Below are 20,958 nucleotides of genomic sequence, written 5' to 3'. Positions count from 1 at the left end.
CCCCCTTCGGCAATAGCACTTCCATAAAGCTCGGTTGTCCGGTCTGCTTCACTGCCATCGCGATCTCCCAAGGCCACGTCTCAGAGAATCACAATCGCCGAATTACGCAACAGGCCCCTTGTGGGAGAGGGTCGCTTCGCGAAGCGAAGCGGGGTGAGGGGTCTGTCTCCGCGGGTCGAGCTCTCATTGAAAGAACTGCAACTGCCGAGAGAACCCCTCATCCGTCGCGGACTTCGTCCGCGCCACCTTCTCCCACAAGGGGAGAAGGAAGGGGCAGGGGCCTTGTTTTCTTCAAATTGCGTCGCAATTGATGTAATCAGATAAGCCGATCATTACGCTGCGCAGGCAAAAGCGCGCGCACTGTTTTCAGGAGAATTTCGATGTCGCTGGATTCGGACGTCATCGTCGATCGTCGCAGGATTCGCCGCAAGCTGACCTTCTGGCGCGTTGCCGCCGCCGTGGTCGCGATCCTCGCCGTGGTTGCGGTCGGTGTCGTCGTGGCGCCGGGCGGCCGCGGCACGCTGGCTTCGACGAGCTCGATCGCGCGCGTGAAAATCGACGGGCTGATCCGCAGCGACTCCGACCGCGTCGAGGCGCTGGAGCGGCTGGAGAAGTCGCAGGCCGCCGCCGTCATCGTGCACATCAACTCGCCCGGCGGCACCACCGCCGGCTCCGAACAGCTCTACGATTCGCTGGTGCGGCTGAAGGCGAAAAAGCCGCTGGTGGTCGTCGTCGAAGGACTGGCCGCGTCCGGCGGCTACATCACCGCGATCGCCGCCGACCACATCGTGGCGCAGCAAAGCTCGCTGGTCGGCTCGATCGGCGTGCTGTTCCAGTTTCCGAATTTCACCGAGCTGATGAAGACCGTCGGCGTGAAGGTCGAGGAAATCAAGTCCTCGCCGCTCAAGGCTGCGCCCAACGGGTTCGAGCCAACCAGCCCCGAGGCACGCGCCGCAATCGACGCGCTGGTCAAGGATTCCTATGCCTGGTTCCGCGGTCTGGTGAAGGAACGCCGCGGCATGGACGACGCGCAGATCGAGAAGGTCGCCGACGGCCGCGTTTTCACCGGCCGCCAGGCGGTCGAGCTGAAACTCGTCGACGCGCTCGGCGACGAGAAGGCCGCGGTGGCGTGGCTGGAAGCGAACAAGAACATCAAGAAGGGACTGCCGGTGCGGGACTACAAGCTGCAGCCGCGCTTCGGTGACCTGACCTTCCTGCGCGCGGCCACCTCGATCACCCTGGAGGCAGTCGGCCTGGGTGGCATCGCCCGCCGTCTCGAGCAGTCCGGGGTCAGCCAGGCGGTGGACCGCCTCTCGATGGACGGGATGCTGGCGCTCTGGCAGCCCGCCGCCTCCAACTAGGGGGCGGAATTCGCCCCCCTCCCGCGCCGCACCCGCTTTGCTTGTGTCGCGACAGGGCCATCCGGGGCCGCCTGTCACGTCCTTTCGCGCTGCCCAAAATTGATTTAGCGTCTTGACAGATCAAGGCATTTTCACGGAAATGGCTGAAGTAAACGGTCCCGGGTCCATTCCTCGATGATCAAATCCGAACTCGTTCAGCGCATAGCCGAGCACAACCCGCATCTCTACCAGCGGGACGTCGAGAATATCGTCAACGCGATTCTCGATGAGATCGTGGCTGCCTTGGCGCGCGGCGACCGGGTCGAGCTGCGCGGCTTCGGCGCCTTCTCGGTCAAGCATCGCCCGGCCCGCGCCGGGCGCAATCCCCGCACCGGCGCCCATGTGCCGGTCGACCAGAAGAGCGTGCCGTTCTTCAAGACCGGCAAGGAAATGCGCGAGCGGCTGAATCGCGAGCCGGCGACGCCCGAGGCCGGCAGCTAAAGCGTTTTTCAGCGGCCCGGCTCGGCCTGCAGCACTCGCCGCCGGACCCGTCCGGTAACCTCGATTCAGACGGGAGATGGTCATGCGAAAATTCCTCACCGCGCTGGTCGTCATTCCCCTCGGCATCTTCTTCGTCATCTTCGCGGTCGCCAACCGCCATCTGGTGACGGTGTCGTTCGACCCGTTCAATTCGGTGACGCCGACGGTCGCGGTGACGCTGCCGCTGTTCGTGGTGATCATTGCGGTGGCGATCCTCGGCGTTCTGGCCGGGGGCATGGCGAGCTGGTTCCGGCAGGGCAAATGGCGCCGTGCCGCCCGCCAGCATGAGGCCGAGGCCCGCCAGATGCGGACCCAACTGGCCGACTTGCGCAGCCAGGCGGCGCGCGAGCAGCGCTATCCGGCGCTCGCGCAGGGGGGCATTTACGGGTCCGTCGAGCGAGACAAGCAGGGCGCGACGTTGTAGAACCCGCCCCGTCAGCCGCCCGAAATTTCAGCCCTTTTGCGGTCCGAAGGAACCATGTCCCTGCTCGTCAAGATTTGCGGCCTGTCCACGCGCGAGACGCTCGACGTCGCGCTGGAGGCTGGCGCGGACATGGTCGGCTTCGTGTTCTTCCCGCCCTCGCCACGGCACCTTTCGCTCGAGACGGCGCGCGAGCTCGGTCGCCACGCCGGGGGGCGTGCCGTGAAGGTGGCGCTCACGGTCGATGCCGACGACGCGACCTTCGAGAACATCATCGATGCGCTGCATCCCGATATCCTGCAGATCCACGGCAAGGAGACGACGGCGCGGGTGCGCGACATCAAGCAGAAGTTCGGCTTGCCCGTGATGAAGGCGCTGCCGGTGGAGACCGTAGCCGACCTCGCGGGCCTGCCCGGCTATGCTGCGGTTGCCGACCGCATCCTGTTCGACGCCCGCGCGCCCAGGGGCGCCACGCGTCCGGGCGGGCTGGGCGCGGCTTTCGACTGGCATCTGCTGGAAAACCTCGATCTCAGGCTGCCCTTCATGGTGTCGGGCGGCTTGCATGCCGGCAACGTCGCCGAGGCGGTCCGCGTCACGCGGGCCGGCGGCGTTGACGTGTCGTCAGGCGTGGAGCGCACGCCCGGCGTCAAGGACCCCGACATGATCCGCGACTTCATCCGCGCCGCGCGCGCCACACACCTCTCTTTACCTCACGGGGATCGCGTCAGCGATCCGGGTGAGGGGGAGTCTCCGCGCGCTCAACTCTCAACGAATTTGCGGGGCTAGCCCCTCACCCCAACCCTCTCCCCGCAAGGGCGGGGAGAGGGAGTAAGAGGCCAACACAAGAATTGACGGTTCGATGAATCCAAGACTCCCAAATTCCTTCCGCAGCGGTCCCGACGAGCACGGGCATTTTGGCAAGTTCGGCGGCCGCTTTGTCGCGGAAACGCTGATGCCGCTGATCCTCGATCTTGAAAAGGCCTATGCCGCGGCCAAGGCCGATCCGGCGTTCCAGGCCGAGATGAACGGCTATCTCAAGGATTATGTCGGCCGGCCGTCGCCGCTGTATTTCGCCGAGCGTCTCACCGAGCACCTCGGCGGCGCCAAGATCTACCTGAAGCGCGAGGAGCTGAACCACACCGGCTCGCACAAGGTGAACAACGTGCTCGGCCAGATCATGGTCGCGCGGCGCATGGGCAAGAAGCGCATCATCGCCGAGACCGGCGCCGGCCAGCATGGCGTTGCGACCGCGACGCTGTGCGCGCGCTTTGGGCTCGAATGCGTGGTCTATATGGGCGCGGTCGACGTCGCCCGTCAGGCGCCGAACGTGTTCCGCATGGAGATGCTGGGCGCCAAGGTCGTGCCCGTGCAGTCGGGCACGCGCACGCTGAAGGATGCCATGAACGAGGCGCTGCGCGACTGGGTCACCAACGTGCACAACACCTTCTACTGCATCGGCACGGTGGCGGGCCCGCATCCCTATCCGATGATGGTGCGCGACTTCCAGTCGGTAATCGGCGATGAGACGCGCCAGCAGATGTTGGAGCACGAAGGCCGTCTTCCGAATTCGCTGATCGCCTGCATCGGCGGCGGCTCCAATGCAATGGGGCTGTTCCACCCCTTCCTCGACGAACCCTCCGTTGAAATCTTTGGCGTCGAGGCGGCCGGCCATGGCCTGATGCAACTTCATGCCGCCTCGATCGCAGGCGGACGGCCGGGCGTGTTGCATGGCAACCGCACCTATCTCTTGATGGACGACGACGGCCAGATCCAGGACGCGCATTCGATCTCGGCCGGGCTCGACTATCCCGGCATCGGGCCGGAGCATTCCTGGCTGCACGAGACCGGCCGCGTGACCTATCTGTCGGCAACCGACGACGAGGCGCTCGACGCCTTCATGCTGCTGTCCCGGCTGGAGGGCATCCCGCCGGCGCTGGAGTCGGCACATGCAATCGCCAAGGTCAAGGAGCTCGCGCCGAAGCGGCCCAGGGATCACCTGATGGTCGTCAACCTGTCCGGCCGCGGCGACAAGGACATTCCGCAGATCACGGAGATCCTGAAAGGCAGGAAGCAGTGACCACCCGTATCGACACGCGCTTTGCCGAACTCGCGAAGGAAGGCCGCTCGGCCTTCGTCACCTTCCTGATGGCCGGCGATCCCGATCCCGCCACCTCGCTCGACATCATCAAGGCGCTGCCCAAGGCCGGCGCCGACGTCATCGAGATCGGCATGCCCTTTACCGATCCGATGGCGGACGGGCCGTCGATTCAGGCTGCGGGTCTGCGCGCGCTCAAGGGCGGCATGACGCTCAGGAAGACGCTGGAGCTGGTGCGCGGCTTCCGCAAGGACGACAACGCCACGCCGCTGGTGCTGATGGGCTACTACAATCCGATCTACATCTATGGCGTCGACAGGTTCCTCGTGGATGCCAAGGCCGCCGGCGTCGATGGCCTCATCATCGTCGACCTGCCGCCGGAGGAGGATGACGAGCTTTGCATCCCCGCGCTGAAGGCCGGGCTCAACTTCATTCGCCTGGCGACGCCGACCACCGATGACAAGCGACTGCCGGCCGTGCTCGCGAACACGTCGGGCTTTGTCTATTACGTCTCCATCACCGGGATCACGGGCGCGGCTGCGGCCGACTCCGCTGCCGTTGGCGATGCAGTCGCGCGCATCAAGCGGCATACGAAGCTGCCGGTGTGTGTCGGCTTCGGTATCCGCACGCCGGAGGCGGCGCGCGCGATTGCGGAGACGGCCAATGGCGCCGTGGTTGGCACCGCACTGGTGGATGCGCTACGTGATAGCCTCGATGCGCAGGGGAAAGCGACCGGCAAGACCGTCGCGGCGGTGGCTGATATGGTGGCCTCGCTGGCGCAGGGCGTCCGCGGAGCGAAGCAGGCGGCTGAATAGGCCATTTTTGCCTGCGATTTAGCTTCAAGAGATGGCTTGCCCGGGGTTGTCCGGGCCGCCATATAGTCCGGTAATCCAGATGAATGCGTACCCACCCGCATTTCGGAGCGAACCATGAACTGGCTCACCAACGTCGTCCGGCCGAAAATCCGCAACATGCTGCGGCGTGAGACGCCGGAGAATCTCTGGATCAAGTGCCCGGATTCCGGGCAGCTCGTGTTCTACAAGGACGTCGAGGCCAACCAGTTCGTCATCCCCGGCTCCAACTACCACATGCGCATGGGCGCGGTGGCACGTCTGAAGTCGATCTTCGACAACGAGACCTGGTACGACATCGCGCTGCCGGAGGTCACGGTCGATCCCCTGAAATTCCGCGACGAGCGCAAATATGTCGACCGCCTGAAAGACGCCCGCGCCAAGACCGGGCTGAACGATGCGGTGAAGGTCGGCTACGGCAAGCTGGAGGGCGCCGCCGTCGTGGTCGCGGTGCAGGATTTCGATTTCATGGGCGGCTCGCTCGGCATGGCAGCGGGCGAAGCCATGGTGCGCGGCATGGAGCTCGCGCTGGAGAAGAAGTCGCCCTTCATCGTGTTCGCCGCTTCCGGCGGCGCGCGGATGCAGGAAGGCATCCTGTCGCTGATGCAGATGCCGCGTACGACGGTAGCCGTGCAGATGCTGCGCGAGGCAAAGCTGCCCTACATCGTGGTGCTGACCAATCCGACCACCGGCGGCGTCACCGCGTCCTACGCGATGCTGGGCGATGTCCAGATTGCCGAGCCCGGCGCGCTCATCGGCTTCGCCGGCGCGCGCGTCATCGAGCAGACCATCCGCGAGAAGCTGCCGGAGGGTTTCCAGCGCGCCGAGTATCTGCGCGACCACGGCATGGTCGACATGGTGGTGCATCGCCATGAGATGCGCCCGACGCTGGCGCGGCTCTGCCGCCTCCTGATGAAGTCGCCGGCGGCGGAGACCGAATCCAAGCCGGCGCCCGAGGTCACCGATCCCACGCAGATCATATCGGCGCCGGAATCGGTGCCGGCTGCGCCGCACGCGTGAACGCGCCTGCGGCCAGTCCCGCCTCGCCGCTCCACGAAGTGATCGCGCGGCTGTCGGCGCTGCATCCGGTCAAGATCGACCTCAGCCTCGAGCGCATGCACCGCGTGCTGGAGCGGCTCGGCCATCCCGAGCGCAATTTGCCGCCGGTGATCCACGTCGCCGGCACCAACGGCAAGGGCTCGACCGTCGCCTATCTGCGGGCGACGCTGGAAGCCGCCGACTATCGCGTCCATGCCTTCACGTCGCCCTATCTGGTGCGGGTCAACGAGTGCTTTCGGCTCGGCCGCGCCGGCGGAGGCGTTCTCGCCGGCGACGCTGAACTGACGGCTGCGCTGCGGCGTTGCGAGCAGGCCAATGCCGGCGCGCCGCTTACGGTGTTCGAGAGCAAGACCGCGGCAGCCTTCTGCCTGTTCGCCGACAACCCGGCCGATGTCGCGCTGCTCGAAGTCGGCCTCGGCGGGCGGCTGGATTCGACCAACGTGATCGAGAAGCCGCTGGCGAGCGTGATCTCGCCGGTCAGCATGGATCACATGGAATTCCTGGGCGACACGCTGGCCTCGATCGCGGGCGAGAAGGCCGGCATCATCAAGCGCGGCGTGCCTGTGGTCTGTGCCGAGCAGGCCGACGAGGCGATGGCGGTGATCGAGATGCAGGCTGGCCGCATGCGCGCGCCGCTGTTTGCAGCCGGTCAGCAATGGCATGTCGGCATCGAGCGCGGGCGGCTCGTCTATCAGGACGAGCGCGGCCTGATGGATCTTGCCGCACCAAAACTGTTCGGCCGCCATCAATTCGATAACGCCGGGCTTGCGATCGCGACGCTGCGCGCGACAGACGCCTTCAGGATCAGCCATGCCGCGTTCGAGGCCGGCATCGTCGGCGCCGAATGGCCGGCGCGGATGCAGCGGCTCTCGGCGGGCCGGCTGATCGAGCTCGCGCCCGCAGGCTCGGAAATCTGGCTCGACGGCGGCCATAATGCCGAAGGCGGCCGCGTCACAGCGGCGGCGCTCGGCGATCTCGAAGAACGCGTGCCGCGCCAGCTCGTGATCGTCGCGGGCATGATGGGCAACAAGGATGCCGGCGGCTTCCTCGCCAATTTTGCCGGACAGACCCGTCACATCGTTGCGGTGCCGATTCCCGATACGGACAACGCGATGCAGCCCGACCGCCTCGCCGACGCGGCGCGGCAGCTCGGCATGCGCGTGGAGATCGCCGACGGCGTCGAGGCGGCGTTGCGTTCGCTGGCGAAGCTCGCCTATGAAACGCCGCCGCGTATCCTGGTTACCGGCTCGCTCTATCTTGCCGGTCATGTGCTGGCGCTGAACGGCACGCCGCCGGGATAGGAATCGCCGATGCGCTTTGCCGCCATTGCCGACGTGCATGGAAATCGTCTCGCGCTGGAGGCCGTCATCGCCGACATCCGCGCGCATGGCGTCGGTGAGATCGTCAATCTCGGCGACATGGCTAGCGGGCCGCTCGATGCGGCGCGGACCATGGACATGCTGATGGCGCTGGATGCAGTCCACGTGCTCGGCAATCATGATCGCTGGCTGATTGACCGGCCGTTCGAGAAGATGGGCGTGTGGGAGCGTCCCGCCTACCCGCAGCTCAGTCCCGGTCATCTCGACTGGCTACGCACGGTGCCGTCAACGCGCGTGTTCCGCGACCAGGTCTATCTCTGCCATGCGACGCCGGTGGACGACAACACCTACTGGCTGGAGGCCGTGACGCCCGAGGGGGCGGTGAGGATGGCGCCCCTCGATTCGATCGAGAAGGAGGCGGAAGGAATCCCGCAATCGCTGATCCTTTGCGGCCACACCCATGTCGCGCGCGCGGTGAGGCTTCGCGACGGGCGCCTGGTGGTCAATCCCGGCAGTGTCGGCAGCCCCGGCTTCTCCTACGACGTTCCGTATCCGCACCTGATTGAGGCGGGCACGCCTGATGCCCGCTACGCGATCCTGGAGCTGACTCCTGCGGGCTGGAGCGTGACCTTCCGCCACGTTCCCTACGACCACGAAGCGATGGCGGCACTGGCGCGGCGCAACGGCGACGCGGAGTTTGCATCCGCGCTGATGACGGGCTGGGTCGGTTAGCTCCGGCCAAAACAAAAACGGCCGGCTGAGCCGGCCGTTTCGTCATTCACAATTCGAAAGCCGATCAGACGGCAGCGGAGATCCACTGCTGCAGCTTTGCCTTCGGCGCAGCGCCGACCTGGCGGGAAGCCATCTCGCCGCCCTTGAAGATCATCAGGGTCGGGATCGACATCACGCCGTATTTCGACGCCGTCTTCGGGCTCTCGTCGACGTTGAGCTTCACGATCTTGACCTTGTCGCCCATGGAGCCGGCGATCTCGTCGAGCGCGGGCGCGATCATGCGGCAGGGGCCGCACCATTCGGCCCAGAAATCGACCACGACAGGGCCGCTCGCCTTGAGCACTTCGGCTTCGAAATCGGCGTCAGAAACCTTGCCAACGGCCATGGGATACCTCGTTCGTTTACAGGATAAGGGGGCGCGGGAATCGCGCCCGAACAGCATGTGGCCAACCTATGAACGGCTCCTTGCCGGGTCAAGCAGGCTCACGCCGAGATGATGAGGATGCGAGGCCCGCGTCCAGCGCGGAGGTGGAAATCTCCATCAAATCAGGGGTTTCGGTCCAAAGCAGCGCCGCCCGGACGGGCTGCTGGGGATAAAGTTTTCCAAGCACCGCCCGGTAGAGGGCAAGCTGCCGGACATAGCCCTGGGGGGCCTCCTCGGGCGTCGCCGGCGGCGCGTGGTTGGTCTTGTAGTCCACGATCAGGATTTCGGCCGGGGTCACCACCAGCCGGTCGATCTGGCCGGAAACCAGCCGTCCCTCCAGCCGGCCGACGATCGGCACCTCGGCGCGGCTGCCGGGCGCGAACACCGCCGAAAAGCGCGGCTCGGATATCAGCGCCAGCACCTGCGCCGCCAGCGCCTCGCGTTCGGAGTCTGTCCAGGTCTCCGCATTGCGGACGAGATAATCCAGCGCGAGATCGCGGCGGCGGCCGGCGGCGAGATCGGGCAGCGATTGCAGCAGGCGATGCACCAGCACGCCGCGCTGCAACGCACGGGCGCGCTGCGCGATCGCTTCGCTGCTGCGGAAGGTCGTGGCCTCGCCCTCACCGGGATCGGAGGGCCGCAGCCTGGTGTCGATGAACGGCTCGGGCGGAGCGGGCACGCGCAGCCAATCGGGCAGCGAGACCGGCAAGTTTGCTGCGGCGTCGGCGTCGGCTTCCGCCACGGTCTTTTCGTCTTCGGCTCGCCTGTAGCTTTTCACCACACCGTCGTCGGCCGGGATCTCCTCGAATGCCAGACCGGAGCTCGCAAGGCCGCGCTCGACCAAATCGTACCAGGAATCCTCACGGACGCTGTTCCGGTTTCCTGGCATGCAGCCGGCGACGATCAGCCGGTCGGCCGCGCGCGTCATCGCGACATAAAGCAGGCGGCGATATTCATGCTCGGTCTCCTCCAGCATCGCAATGCGCGCGCTGGCTACGCCGGGCGGATCGTCCGCCTTGCGCCCGGCCCAGACCATGACCTCACCGCCATTTCCCCGCGGCACGCGAACGAGCCGCAGGCGCTGGGTGTCCGATGGCGATGTCGTGGTGTCGGCCATGATCACAACGGAGGCTTCCAGACCCTTGGCGCCGTGCACGGTCATCACGCGAACCTCGTCGCGCGAGATTTCCATGTCGCGCTTCACCTCGGTGTCGGCGGCGCGCAGCCAGGCCATGAACCCCTGCAGCGACGCCGGGGCTTTCCTCTCATAGGCGAGCGCCAGCTCGAGGAATTCGTCGAGCGCGTCATTGGCCTCATGTCCGAGCCGGCGCAGGATGCGCGCACGGCCGCCGTCACCGCCGAGCAGCCAGGCATAGAACGCAAACGGAGTCTCGGTGCGGAAGCGTTGCTCGCATTGCTCGAGGCGATCGAGCGCATCCTTGAGCCTGCTGTTTCCGTCAGCGTGCGCAGTCAGCGATACGCGCAGCGATCCCTTGCGATTCCAGGCGAGCGTGAACAAGTCTTCCTCGCCGAGGCCGAACAGCGGGCTCTTCAGGGCGACGGCGAGCGCCAGATCGTCCTGCGGCAGCAGCAGGGCGTCGGCAAGACTCATCAGGTCGATGATTGCGATGTGCTCGGTGAGCTTGAGCCGGTCAGCGCCGGCCACGGGGACGCCGGCGTGCTTCAGCGCCTGGATCACGGCATCGAACAGATTGCCGCGTCGGCGCACCAGCACCAACACGTCGCCATAGGAGAGACGGCGGCGATCGCCGAGACGTCCGGTCATGGTGTTGCCGGTGACGAGCCGCCTGATCTCGGCCTGGATGCGTTTCGCCAGTTTCACCTCGGCGCTCGTTACCGGCACGCCGTCGAACGGCGCGCGCCAGCCCTCGATGTCCTGTTTGTCATCGGCGACCGAAAGCTCCCAGAGATCGATCCGGCTCGGGCCGGCATCGGGCAGAGCCTCGTGCAGCGGATAGGCCTTTTCCGCGTGGATGCTGCGATAAATCGCCTCTTCGCGGAACACATGGTCGACGGATTTCAGGATCGCCTGTCCCGAGCGGAACGAATAGGTGAACGGAATGGACTCGAATTTCAGTGCGGCGTCCTCGAACTTCTTCTTCAGTTCCCATCGCCGCGCATCGAATTCCCGCGGCGCGGCACCCTGGAAAGAGAAGATCGACTGCTTCTCGTCGCCGACCGCGAACACGGTGCGCACCACGCCGTCGCGCGAACCCGCGCCCGTGGTGAATTCCGAGATGATATGCGCAATGATGTCCCATTGCCGGGGGCTGGTGTCCTGGGCCTCGTCGATCAGCACATGATCGACGCCGCGGTCGAGCTTGTAGTGCACCCAGGCGGACGCGCCGCTTGCGAGCAGGGCCAGCGTCCTGTCGATCAGGTCGTCATAGTCGAGCAGGCCGCGTTCCAGCTTTTCGCGCCGATAGTTGGCGGCGACCGCAATGGCGATATGCAGCAGGGCCTCGGTGCGGTCGCGCACCATCAGCGCGCGGCGCTTTTCGATCAGGGCCGGAAGCCGCTCCCGCTCGGCATTGAGCAACCGCCCAAGCGCTGGATTGTCGTCCGAAAACTTCTTGGTCACGACCGATTTGCGAAACGTCCGTTCGGTATCGGTCAAGAACACGCAAAGATACTCGTCGGCCTGGGCCGTACCTGTTGTCGCCAGGGCCGCGCGCAGCCGGTCCGCATTGTCGCGCTCGGTCTTGGCACCAAGCTCGAGCGCGCGCGCGAACTCCTCCCAACGCGATCGCGGCAGGTTCGGCCCGTCGACGATCTCGCGCTCGATGTCGTCAAGGCGATCAGTATCGTCCAGGCCAAGCACCGACGACACCTGCTGTGCCGCTGCGCCGGCGCTGCCGGCGGCATCGGTCCAGGCCATGAAATGATCGCGGCTGAGGCACGCCTCGCGCAGGATATCTTTGAAGGTGACGTCGGCGGCGCTCGCCATGGCGGTCAGCAAGGCGCGGCCGATGGCGCTGTCGGGGGCGCGCGAAGCGTCGAGCATCACGGCAAGGCTGGCGCGCTCCATTATCTCGGCCTGGTCGCGGTCGTCGAGCACAGTGAAGCGGGCCGGCACGTTGGCCTCGAAAGGGAACTGCTGCAGCAGGCGCGTGCACAGCGCGTGGATGGTCTGCACCTTCAACCCGCCCGGCGTTTCCAGCGCGCTCGCAAAGAGCTCGCGGGCGGACCTGCGCATTTTCGCCGTCGGATGCGCGATGCCGGCGTTGCTTATCGCGGCATCGAGCTCGTCGTCGTCGAGCGTTACCCAATGGCCGAGCGTGGTGAACACGCGCTCGGCCATGTTGGCGGCGGCCGCCTTGGTAAAGGTGAGGCAGAGGATCTTTTCCGGCGGCACGCCCGATAGCAACAGGCGGATCACGCGCTGCACCAGCACATGCGTCTTGCCCGAGCCGGCATTCGCCGACACGAAGGCCGACGCCGCGGGATCGGAGGCGCGGGCCTGCGCATCGCGGACTGGCGGCGGGATCGTGCGCGGAGCCTTCACCATTCCTCCAGTGCAATGCCGCCCGCGGCGGACCATTCCTTGACGCGGGCAAGGTTGTCGTAGTCGCCGTAACGGGCAGTCCACATCGACAGCACCAGCGACCGATAAGGCTCATCCGGGTTCTCGAACCGGCGGATCAGCGCCTCGAGCTGCGCCCGCGCATGGTCAGCCGCCTCATCGGGCGGCTGCGGCGTGTCGTTCTGCCTGATCTTCAGCGCCAGCGCCTTGTGCTCACCCGGCGGATTGTTGCCGCTGATCCTGACATAGGCGAGTTCGCCGACCGAAGAGCCGGCGTCGATCCCGTCAAAGCCTCCTGCGCGCAGGATCGCCGCCTCCAGCGTGAGCTGCGGGGACAGGCCCATTCGCACCTGCTTCGCCGTCGGCGGTGCGCCGGTCTTGTAGTCGAGGATGGCATAGCTGCCGTCGTGGCGGCGTTCGATGCGGTCGGCGCGCGCCGACAGGATGAATTTCCTGTCGTTGTCGAGCGCGATCTCGAGGTCGCCCTTGATCTCGGCGAGGATAGCGCCGAGATCGCCGCGCCGCGCGGTCTCCCAATCGGCGAACCAGCGCGCGATGCGCTGGAACCGGGGCCACCACAACGCCCGCGCTTCCGGACGCTCCATCAGCGGCTTGAAATGCTTTTCGCCGATGCTGCGCAACGCGCCCAGGATGTCGGAGGGCAATCGGCCGGAATAGGTCTGCGTGAACTCGCCCAGCGCAGCGTGGATTGCAGAGCCGCGATCGGCGGCCGATAGCGGCATGTCCACGGGATCGAGCGGATCGAGCCGCAGGATGTGGCGGGCATAGATCGTGTAGGGATCGCGCAGCCAGTCCTCGATCGCACTTACCGAAAGTCTCGTCGGTCGCGTCTCGCGTGGCGGCTTGGGCGCAGGCTGGTCGATCGGCCTGACTTCAGCCGGCTGATCGATCGCGCCGGCGTAGTAGACGTAGTTGTCGCCGGCCTTCCTCGCCGCCTTCCAGCGCTCTTCGCCCGCGACGGCTTCGAGCCTGTGCAGGAATCGCGAAGCCACCGCCGGCGCACCGCCGACCTTGGCCGAATGCGTGAGGATGACATCCTCATGGCCGAGCAGTTGCGCGAAGTCGTGAGCGGAGAGGCCGATGCGCCGCTCCGGCAGATCGAGGCCGAGGTCGTGACGCATCGGTCGGCTCAGCCAGGGATCGACGCGCGGTGCGGGCGGCCATACGGTTTCGACGAGACCGCCGAGTATCACGCGGTCGGCTTCCGTCAGCCGCGCCTCGAGCTGGCCGAAGATGTGGAGCCTCGCTCCCGGCTGCTCGGGCCGCCGCACCATGCGGTCGGCAAAGGCAGCCTGGAATACTTCGGCATAGTCCGAGATCTCGACCATGAGGCCGGTGTTCTGCTGCCGGCCGAGCAAATCGTCAAAGGCCGATGCCAGCGCCATTCCGTCCTGGCCTTCGAATGCCGAGGCAACCGCGTTTTCGTCGGCGGAGAGACCTGCCAGCACCTCGCGATGGCGTTGCGCCAGTTCGGCAAAGTCATGCGGGCTGGAGGATGAAAGACCTTCGAGCGGCGCCAGCGCCTTGTGAAGCGCAGATATCAGCAACTCCGCCTGGTCGAGGTCGCGATCGCCCACTCTCGTGCGCGGCTCCGCGCGATGGAGCGATGAAGTCTCGTTGCTCTTCAGCTTGTGCAGTTCGTCGCGGAAGCGCACGAAGTCGGCGGCAAGGCCCTCGCTTCCGGCCTGCGGGCGCGTGCCGCGCAGCAACACCAGCTCGAGCACCTCCATGCCGCGCTTCAAGGCGCCATGAGCGTCACCAAGCCGGAACAGCGGATGCTTGAGCAGCGCCAGCAGCGTCGGCGGCTCCAGTCCTCTGGTCGCGGCCTCGGCAGCGAGCCGCGCAAAGATGCCGGCCGGCGTTTCCATCAGTCCATCGCCGCCGGAATCGTCGAAGGCGAGATGCCAGCGGCCGAGCGCGGCGGTCACGCGCCGCGCCAGCGCGCGGTCCGGCGTCACCAGCGCAGCCGACTTGCCGAGATGCCGCGCCTCGCGCATCGCGACCGCAATCGCCAGCGCCTCCATCTCGGGATTGGGCGCCTCGACCACGGCAAGCTTCTTCATGCCGGCGGTGATGTGTGCCGCGATGGCGGGCTGCCGCAGCCGGTCATGCCATTGCCCGGTGGCGCCGGACGGCCGCATCGCCTCCGACATCAGGACTTCGCGGCCTTCCGCCGAAGGCGCGCCGAGAATCTCGACATCGCCGCGCTTGATGCCGAAGCGGTCAAGCAGGGCGTGCATGGCATATTGCGGATGGTTCGACGACGGCGACGTCGTAAATCTTCCGTCGTCGCCTCTTGCGCCGCCGATGCTGTCCCAGGACTCCTCGTCGAGTTCGGTATCGAGGCCCGGCAACACCACGGCGCCATGCGGCAACTTCGCGACGGCATGCAGGAATCTTGCGGTCGAAGGCATCGAGCCGGTGGAGCCTGCGGCGATCACCGGTCCGTCGGCATGTCGCGACAGCCGCGCCGCTTCGGCTTCGATCAGCAGGTCGCGGCGTGCGGCGGGCTCGATCCTGTTCTCCTCGGCGAGAAAAGCCGGCCAGAATTCTCGCGCGATTTGCAGGAACTCCAGCGAGTGCTGCCAGTATTCATCGAACTGGTCCGGTACCAGGCGGTCGAGCGCGCTCCAGTCGACGCCGCGCGTCACCATGTCGTCGATCAGCCGCGCCAGATCGCCGGCCAATGCGAGCGTGGACGCGGGGCCGCCGACCACCAGTGGCGACAGCACCGGACGCCTGGCCCAGGCGGCGACCAGCCTTGTCAGCGCCAGCCGGCGCGCCAGTTCGCCGAGCTTCGGTGGAATGTCGAGCGGGGCGATGCCGCCCGGCTCGGAATCCTCCGAGAAGGCGAGCTCGTCCTCGTCGATGTCACCGAGCGCAACGATGCGCGGCAGGATCGCGGCATCGGTGCCGAGCACATCGAGAAAGATGCCATGCGCCAGCCGTCCTGCGCGCCGGGTCGGCAAGTAAAGCGTCGCGCTGGCCAGCCGTTCGGGCTGCGTGCGCGCCTCAAAGCCTTCCAACAGGCGGCCGTCGACCAGCGCCGCGATGACGGTGCGCAGGAACGGCACGGAAAGGGGAACGCTGAGAACGCGCATGGACTTCCTGATTCGGGATCAGGTCGCATCATGGCATGGCGGGGAGACGGGAGGGAGTCGTGCCCAATGTTCCGTCATGGCCGGGCATAGCCGTTCGAAGAACGGCGTCGCTTCGCTCCGCCTGTGACCCGGCCATCCACGACTTTCTCGCAGGTTGCGCCCAAGACGTGGATGCCCGGGACAAGCCCGGGCATGACGACGTCAGAGAGTTGCCAGGACGCTAGGCCACGCTCTCCAGAAGCGCCTCTTCCGCGGCCTGGACCGCGTCGGGGGTTCCGACATGCATCCAGACGCCGTCGAGACGCAGGCCAAACAGGCGCTCCTGCTCGTTGGCGCGGTCGAACATTTTCGTCAGCGAGAATTCGCCGGATGGCGCGTCGGCGAACAGCGAGGGCGACATGATCGCCGCGCCGGCGTAGACGAACGGCACCACCTGCAGCTCGCGCCGCTTGCGCAGCGCGCCGTCCGGCAGCATCGAATAGTCGCCGCGGCCGGTATAGCCGATGCTGCTGGTGGTCGGCGCCATCAGCAGCAGGATGTCCATGCGCGCGGGATCGAAGGCCTCCGCCAGCCGCGCCAGGTTCGGCCGCACGCCGTCGATCCACATCGTGTCGGCGTTGAGATGGAAGAACGGCGCATTGCCCAGGATCGGCAGCGCCTTGACCACGGCGCCGCCGGTGCCCAGCACATGGTCGCGCTCGTCGGAGATGATGATGCGGGGCTTTTTGCGCAGCCGCGTGTGCTCGATGATCTGGTCGGGCAGGTAGTGCACGTTGACGACGGCCTCGCTGACGCCGGCGGCGGCCAGCTTGTCGAGCACGTGATCGAGCAGGGGCTCGCCGGCGACACGCACCAGCGGCTTCGGCATCCTGTCGGTGAGCGGACGCATGCGCACGCCGAAACCGGCGGCAAGGACCATGGCTTTGGTGGGTTGGACGGACATCAGCGGAAAGCTTCTCGAATTCGTTGGCCGGATCATATCACGGCGATTCGCCCCTGGGTGTGGTCGTCAGGCCATAGTGACCGGATATGACGGCCGTGCGACGGTGCCGTTCAGGCCTCGGCCGTGGCGCGCCGGGTTGCCTTCTTCTTGTCGCCTTGCTTGAGGAAGTTGACGCCGATCTGGTCGCCGTTGACCCAGGCCAGCTCGCAGCGGCGATAGGCAAGGCCGGTCGACGACAGCAGCAGGAAGAATTCCTTCAGGTGCAGGCCCTCGACGGAACCCTCGACCGTCAGCTTGGCGCCGGTCTCCGAAACGTCTTCCATGGTGCAGTCGCGCCGCCAGGTGCCGTCGATGGCCATCATGTGGGCCGGGATGCCCCGCTCGAATACGACTCGCTCGCCTCTGCGTCGCTCTGCCGTCGCCATGGCTTGCTTCCCATATGAACGAGCCACACGCCGGCGTGCGGCACCCTCCGCGAGATTAACGGCTGTTTGGCTAACAAGAGGTAAATCAGGAAGCCGGCGGCGGCACATTGGCCGCATACCAGTCGCGGAATCCGGCCAGCGCCGGATGCGCCAGCGAGCGGTTGAGATAGGTCCAGATCCGCGGCTGGTGCCGCAGATATTGCGGCTTGCCGTCGCGCCGGTTGAGCCGGGCAAAGGTGCCGAGCAGCCGCGTGTTGCGCTGCGCCGACATGATGGCGTAGAGCCCGGCGAAGCCGGCGGCATCGAAGCTTGCCTCGTCGACGCGGCGCGCCTTGATGTAGCGCGAGAGCAAGGTGAGCTCGAGCTGCTCGGGGACGTCGATGCGGGCATCCTGCAGCAGCGACACCAGATCGTAGGCGCCGGGTCCCAGCACCGTATCCTGGAAATCGATGATGCCGATGCGCTTGATGCCTTCGCGATTGGCGAGCCAGATGATGTTCGGCGAATGGAAGTCGCGCATCACCCAGGTCTTTGCAGCGGCGGCGAGCGTCCTGTCGAGCAGCTCGCGCCACATGCCGGTGAACTGCGCCCTGAGCTCGTCGGACAGTGCCGAGCCACGATCGGGCATGTACCACTCCGGCATCAGGCCGATCTCGACCAGCATTGCCTCGGTGTCGAAGGGCGGGATGGTGTAGGTGACATGCGGCGCCAGCGCCAGCGTGTCCGGCAACGGCTGCCGGTGCAGCGCCGCCAGCATGTCGGTGGCTGCCTCGTAGCGCTCAGCGATCGGCGCGGGCGGATCGCCCTCGATCACGCCTTCGGTGCCGAAATCCTCGGTGATGAGAAAACCGGTATCGAGATCGGCGTGGTGGATCGCCGGCGCCGAGAGGCCTTGCGCGCGAAGTCCGTTGTCGATGGCGACGAACGGCTTGACGTCTTCGGCCAGATGCACCGCGGCGCTGTAGGATTTTCCGTTGTAGATGGCCGGCCCGTCCGGCCGTTTCGGCGAGTTCATCAGGATGAACACGCCGTCGTCGCTGATCAGCCGCGCATAGGAGCGGATCGAGGCGTCGCCGGCCATGCGCTTGCGTCTGGCCTCGCCGAAAGCCGCGCCTTCGAGGAACGCGCGCAGCGTCTTCAGCCGCTCGACGGTCGCAGCACATTTGCCGTAGCCGGTGATCTCGGCCGCGCGCGCGGTCGAGCCCAGCGCGGGACGATGGCTGAGCGCGATGTCGATACGGTCGGCAGGCAGCGCGTTGGCTGCGCGCTCCGGCCATTCGATCAGTGCGACGATGCCTTCGGGCAGCGGGGAAAGGCCGATCTCCTCCAGCTCGGACGCGTCGTTGATGCGGTAGAGGTCGGCATGGATCAGCGGGAACGGCGGCAGTTCGTAAGTCTGCGCCAGCGTGAAGGTCGGGCTCGGCACTTCCAGCTCGTCGTCATCGGCGAGATAGCGGATCATGGCGCGCGCCGCCGCCGTCTTGCCGGCGCCGAGATCGCCCGAGAGCGTGATGACGTCGCCGGGGCCGGTCAACAGCGCGAGGTCGGCCATCAGATGCGCGGTCGCGGTCTCGTTCGGAAGCGCGAGCGAGAATGTGGCGGGCGACGTCATTCCGCGGCGTGGCGATGGGCGGCTCGGTCGAGCGGGAATTCGCAGATCACGGTCGTGCCCCTGGCGACATCGGGATCGAAGCGTACATCGCCGCCATGCAGTTCGACGAATGAGCGTACCAGCGACAGGCCGAGGCCGGCGCCGCGATGCCGCGAGCCGTTGGAATAGCTCTCGAACCAGTCGAACACCTTGTCCTTGGCCTCCGGCGGAATGCCGGGCCCGGAATCGGCGACGGTGAAGACGACATGCGTGTCGGTGCGCCGCGCGCTGATGGTCACGACCGCATCATGCGGCGAGAAGCCGACGGCGTTGGCGAGAAGATTATAGAGCACCTGCACCACGCGGCGTTCGTCGCCGGTGAAAGTGCCGATATTGTGTTCGATATCGACCTTCAGCGTGATGCGGTCGGTGGCGAGCCGGTCCTGGATTCCTTCGGCGGCGGCCTCGATCGCCTTCTGGATGTTGACCGGGCCGAGCTCGAGCTTCATCGCGCCGGCGTCGATGGTGGCGAGATCGAGGATGTTGTTGGTCAGCGCCAGCAGCGCATTGGTCGATTTGGTGACGTAGTCGAGATATTCGGCCTGCTTCGGCGTCAGCGGCCCGGTGGAGGGATCGCTGAGGAAATGCGCAAAGCCGATGATGGTGGTGAGCGGCGAGCGCAGCTCGTAGGAGACGTGGTGGACGAAATCCACCTTCATCTGGTCGGCGGTCTCCAGCGCCTCGTTGCGCTCGCGCAGCGCGCGCTCGACGTTCTCGGTGTCGGTGATGTCCTGGAAGGTCAGCATGGTCGCGCCGTCGGGTAGCGGCATGGTCATGCATTCCAGCACGCTGCCGTCCCTGCGCTCGATCTTCTGCGCAACCTGCGCGCGGTTCTCGATCGCGGTGATGGCTTCGCGCAGCGCGCGCCAGGTCAGCGCATCGTCGAACAGCGGCCTGCAGAGGGTTTCCACCGTTTCGACATGCGGCTGCTCGCGCAGAGTTTCCGGCGACAGCTTCCACATCTTCGCAAAAGCCGGGTTGAACAACTGCATGCGGCCGTTGCTGCCGAACACGGCGACGGCCTCGGTGAGATTGTCGAGCGTCTCGCGCTGTACCCGGATCAGGCCGTCGAAGCGGCGGGCCATGTCCAGGCTTTCGGTGACGTTGTCGAAGAGATAGGTGACGCCACCTTCGAGATTGGGCGTGGTGACGACAGCGATGGCGCGGCCGTCGGGCAGGAACCAGGTGTAGGTCTCCGATTCCACCGCGCGGTAGGCCTCGTGCAGCTTGGCCTTCCAGGCGCGGAAGTCCGGCTGCTCCGGCAGTTTGCGGTTGGCGCGCAGGCGATCGAGCACGCTGGAATCGTCGGGATGGGCGTCGAGGAAGGCCTGATCGAGACCCCAGAGCCGGCGATAGGACTCGTTATAGAAGGCCAGCCTGCGGTCGGCGTCGAACACGGCGACGCCCGAGGAGAGCTGGTCGAGGGTGCGGCGGTGCGCTTCCGCCATCCGCTGCAGCGCCGCCTTCAGCTGCGCTACTTCGCTGGCGTCGACGGCGATCGCCGCGCTGCCAGAGGGAAACTTCATCGCCTGCACGTCGTAGGTACGCCGCTCGCCGCTGAGCACCACCGGCAGCCGCGCCGAATAGGCGGCATTGTCGTTGAGCGCCCGGCTCATGTCGGCGCACTGGTCGCTCTCCAGCAGTTCGAGATTGCGATGGATTGCGTCGGCGGTGCCGTTCGCTTCCGTCGCCTTCGCGTAGGCCGCATTGGCGTAGCGCAGCGCGCCCCGCGAATCCTTGGCCCAGATCGGCCAGGGAGCGGCATCGGCGAAATCGCGCAACAGCTCGGTTTCGTCGAGCAGCGTCTTGTAGCGGAGGTTGGCTTCGGCGAGTTCGCGGCGGACGCCGGAAAGTTCGCGAATCCTGACAATGGCTTGCCCGCCGATGGCGCGGCCCATCGCCTCCACGGCGCGTCCCGCCGATGTCGCAAGGTTGAGCAGGAAGCCTTCGCCTTTTTCACGAAGGGCGTCGACCGCGCGGTCCATCTGCAACGCCGGCTCCGGCGGCAGCCAGGAGCCGAAGGCGAGGACCCGCTGCGGCGACTGCTGCAGGGCGTATTCCGGCAAGAGCAGCGAAATGTCGCCGCTGATCAGGGGCCGGTCGTCGCCGGCGGGCCAGGAGACCAGCACCTGCGGCTCGGCGAACAGCAGCGCGCTCAGCCGGTCGGTCTGGGAGGTCAGTTCGTTGATCTCGGCGCGCAGCTTGCTCTCGTTCCGTGCCGCGCGCGTCCGGTTCCGCATCAAGAGGATGGCGGAGACGACGGAGAAGCCGAGCAGCGCCATGGCGGTGGCGAGAACGGCGAATTCCTGGTGATTGAGGTCGAGCCAGTCGGCGAGGGCATCGGTGATCGCGACGTCGGCGGCGAGCGCCGAGCCCACGGGCAGCAAAGCCGAAAAGGCGAGTCCGATCAGGCCGTTGCGCGCCAGTGAGGTGCACGACAGCAGGGTTCGACGCATTGCCGCGACTACGCCCGACATGATTTGCCCCAAAGA

General features: G+C 66.4%; 15 protein-coding genes and 1 pseudogene. 9 read left to right on the top strand and 7 right to left on the bottom strand.

Annotated elements, in window-relative coordinates; translation table 11 throughout:
• Positions 1-380 precede the first annotated feature (380 nt).
• The 9 genes from sppA to HZB49_RS28560 all read left to right on the top strand — a co-directional run bounded on the left by sppA (position 381) and on the right by HZB49_RS28560 (position 8,357).
• The gene (gene sppA / locus HZB49_RS28600) at positions 381-1,361 is read left to right on the top strand and encodes a signal peptide peptidase SppA (RefSeq protein ID WP_291617490.1); all 981 of its coding nucleotides are present in this window, start codon (positions 381-383) and stop codon (positions 1,359-1,361) included.
• Positions 1,362-1,535: 174 nt separating this feature from the next.
• On the top strand, positions 1,536-1,841 hold the full coding sequence (locus HZB49_RS28595; protein ID WP_291617489.1) for an integration host factor subunit beta: 306 nt from the start codon (positions 1,536-1,538) through the stop codon (positions 1,839-1,841).
• A gap of 82 nt (positions 1,842-1,923) precedes the next feature.
• Positions 1,924-2,304 carry a LapA family protein gene (locus HZB49_RS28590; RefSeq protein WP_291617488.1) on the top strand — a complete coding sequence of 127 codons (381 nt, stop codon included), beginning with the start codon at positions 1,924-1,926 and terminating at the stop codon, positions 2,302-2,304.
• Between the two features lie 54 nt (positions 2,305-2,358).
• Positions 2,359-3,087, top strand: coding sequence for a phosphoribosylanthranilate isomerase (locus tag HZB49_RS28585; protein WP_291617487.1), 729 nt, complete (start codon positions 2,359-2,361; stop codon positions 3,085-3,087).
• Between the two features lie 73 nt (positions 3,088-3,160).
• On the top strand, positions 3,161-4,378 hold the full coding sequence (gene trpB, locus HZB49_RS28580) for a tryptophan synthase subunit beta (protein ID WP_291617486.1): 1,218 nt from the start codon (positions 3,161-3,163) through the stop codon (positions 4,376-4,378).
• A complete protein-coding gene (trpA, locus tag HZB49_RS28575; RefSeq protein WP_291617485.1) occupies positions 4,375-5,211 on the top strand; it encodes a tryptophan synthase subunit alpha in 837 nt (278 codons plus the stop codon). Before trpB ends, trpA begins: the two co-directional genes overlap by 4 nt.
• A 114-nt stretch (positions 5,212-5,325) precedes the next feature.
• Positions 5,326-6,267, top strand: a complete 942-nt coding sequence (gene accD, locus HZB49_RS28570; protein ID WP_291617484.1) for an acetyl-CoA carboxylase, carboxyltransferase subunit beta — start codon at positions 5,326-5,328, stop codon at positions 6,265-6,267.
• Positions 6,264-7,607: a folylpolyglutamate synthase/dihydrofolate synthase family protein gene (locus tag HZB49_RS28565; protein ID WP_291617483.1), complete on the top strand. Its 1,344-nt coding sequence runs from the start codon at positions 6,264-6,266 to the stop codon at positions 7,605-7,607. Before accD ends, HZB49_RS28565 begins: the two co-directional genes overlap by 4 nt.
• Positions 7,608-7,616: 9 nt before the next feature.
• Positions 7,617-8,357 (top strand): metallophosphoesterase family protein, encoded by a 741-nt coding sequence (locus tag HZB49_RS28560; RefSeq protein WP_291617482.1) that lies wholly within the window; start codon positions 7,617-7,619, stop codon positions 8,355-8,357.
• Positions 8,358-8,421: 64 nt separating this feature from the next.
• Here HZB49_RS28560 and trxA read toward each other — a convergent pair whose 3' ends face one another.
• The 7 genes and pseudogenes from trxA to HZB49_RS28525 all read right to left on the bottom strand — a co-directional run bounded on the left by trxA (position 8,422) and on the right by HZB49_RS28525 (position 20,943).
• Positions 8,422-8,742: a thioredoxin gene (gene trxA / locus HZB49_RS28555; RefSeq protein WP_291617481.1), complete on the bottom strand. Its 321-nt coding sequence runs from the start codon at positions 8,740-8,742 to the stop codon at positions 8,422-8,424.
• Between the two features lie 66 nt (positions 8,743-8,808).
• A pseudogene (gene addA / locus HZB49_RS28550) lies at positions 8,809-12,310 on the bottom strand (double-strand break repair helicase AddA).
• On the bottom strand, positions 12,304-15,447 hold the full coding sequence (gene addB / locus HZB49_RS28545) for a double-strand break repair protein AddB (protein WP_291617480.1): 3,144 nt from the start codon (positions 15,445-15,447) through the stop codon (positions 12,304-12,306). The pseudogene addA and the gene addB overlap by 7 nt, the downstream one beginning before the upstream one ends.
• A 220-nt stretch (positions 15,448-15,667) precedes the next feature.
• Positions 15,668-16,390, bottom strand: coding sequence for a nucleotidyltransferase family protein (locus HZB49_RS28540; protein WP_291617479.1), 723 nt, complete (start codon positions 16,388-16,390; stop codon positions 15,668-15,670).
• 110 nt (positions 16,391-16,500) lie between these two features.
• Positions 16,501-16,815, bottom strand: a complete 315-nt coding sequence (locus HZB49_RS28535; protein WP_291617478.1) for a PilZ domain-containing protein — start codon at positions 16,813-16,815, stop codon at positions 16,501-16,503.
• Positions 16,816-16,900: 85 nt separating this feature from the next.
• Positions 16,901-18,427 carry a tRNA (adenosine(37)-N6)-threonylcarbamoyltransferase complex ATPase subunit type 1 TsaE gene (gene tsaE, locus HZB49_RS28530; protein ID WP_291617477.1) on the bottom strand — a complete coding sequence of 509 codons (1,527 nt, stop codon included), beginning with the start codon at positions 18,425-18,427 and terminating at the stop codon, positions 16,901-16,903.
• The gene (locus tag HZB49_RS28525; RefSeq protein ID WP_291617476.1) at positions 18,424-20,943 is read right to left on the bottom strand and encodes a PAS domain-containing sensor histidine kinase; all 2,520 of its coding nucleotides are present in this window, start codon (positions 20,941-20,943) and stop codon (positions 18,424-18,426) included. The genes tsaE and HZB49_RS28525 overlap by 4 nt, the downstream gene beginning before the upstream one ends.
• Positions 20,944-20,958: the final 15 nt, after the last annotated feature.

The sequence above is a fragment of the Bradyrhizobium sp. genome (genome assembly GCF_016219575.1).
Lineage (GTDB): Bacteria > Pseudomonadota > Alphaproteobacteria > Rhizobiales > Xanthobacteraceae > Bradyrhizobium.
The sequence above is the reverse complement of the archived record's forward strand: the minus strand, read 5'-3'. Positions and strand labels throughout refer to the sequence as shown.

Excerpts from the sequence above, each read along its gene's own strand:
- HZB49_RS28560 (WP_291617482.1), top strand. The coding sequence starts at position 7,617 with ATGCGCTTTGCCGCCATTGCCGACGTGCATGGAAATCGTCTCGCGCTG.
- HZB49_RS28595 (WP_291617489.1), top strand. The coding sequence starts at position 1,536 with ATGATCAAATCCGAACTCGTTCAGCGCATAGCCGAGCACAACCCGCAT.
- trxA (WP_291617481.1), bottom strand. The coding sequence starts at position 8,742 with ATGGCCGTTGGCAAGGTTTCTGACGCCGATTTCGAAGCCGAAGTGCTC.
- HZB49_RS28535 (WP_291617478.1), bottom strand. The coding sequence starts at position 16,815 with ATGGCGACGGCAGAGCGACGCAGAGGCGAGCGAGTCGTATTCGAGCGG.
- trpB (WP_291617486.1), top strand. The coding sequence starts at position 3,161 with ATGAATCCAAGACTCCCAAATTCCTTCCGCAGCGGTCCCGACGAGCAC.
- sppA (WP_291617490.1), top strand. The coding sequence starts at position 381 with ATGTCGCTGGATTCGGACGTCATCGTCGATCGTCGCAGGATTCGCCGC.
- accD (WP_291617484.1), top strand. The coding sequence starts at position 5,326 with ATGAACTGGCTCACCAACGTCGTCCGGCCGAAAATCCGCAACATGCTG.
- HZB49_RS28585 (WP_291617487.1), top strand. The coding sequence starts at position 2,359 with ATGTCCCTGCTCGTCAAGATTTGCGGCCTGTCCACGCGCGAGACGCTC.
- tsaE (WP_291617477.1), bottom strand. The coding sequence starts at position 18,427 with ATGACGTCGCCCGCCACATTCTCGCTCGCGCTTCCGAACGAGACCGCG.
- HZB49_RS28590 (WP_291617488.1), top strand. The coding sequence starts at position 1,924 with ATGCGAAAATTCCTCACCGCGCTGGTCGTCATTCCCCTCGGCATCTTC.
- HZB49_RS28540 (WP_291617479.1), bottom strand. The coding sequence starts at position 16,390 with ATGTCCGTCCAACCCACCAAAGCCATGGTCCTTGCCGCCGGTTTCGGC.
- HZB49_RS28525 (WP_291617476.1), bottom strand. The coding sequence starts at position 20,943 with ATGTCGGGCGTAGTCGCGGCAATGCGTCGAACCCTGCTGTCGTGCACC.
- addB (WP_291617480.1), bottom strand. The coding sequence starts at position 15,447 with ATGCGCGTTCTCAGCGTTCCCCTTTCCGTGCCGTTCCTGCGCACCGTC.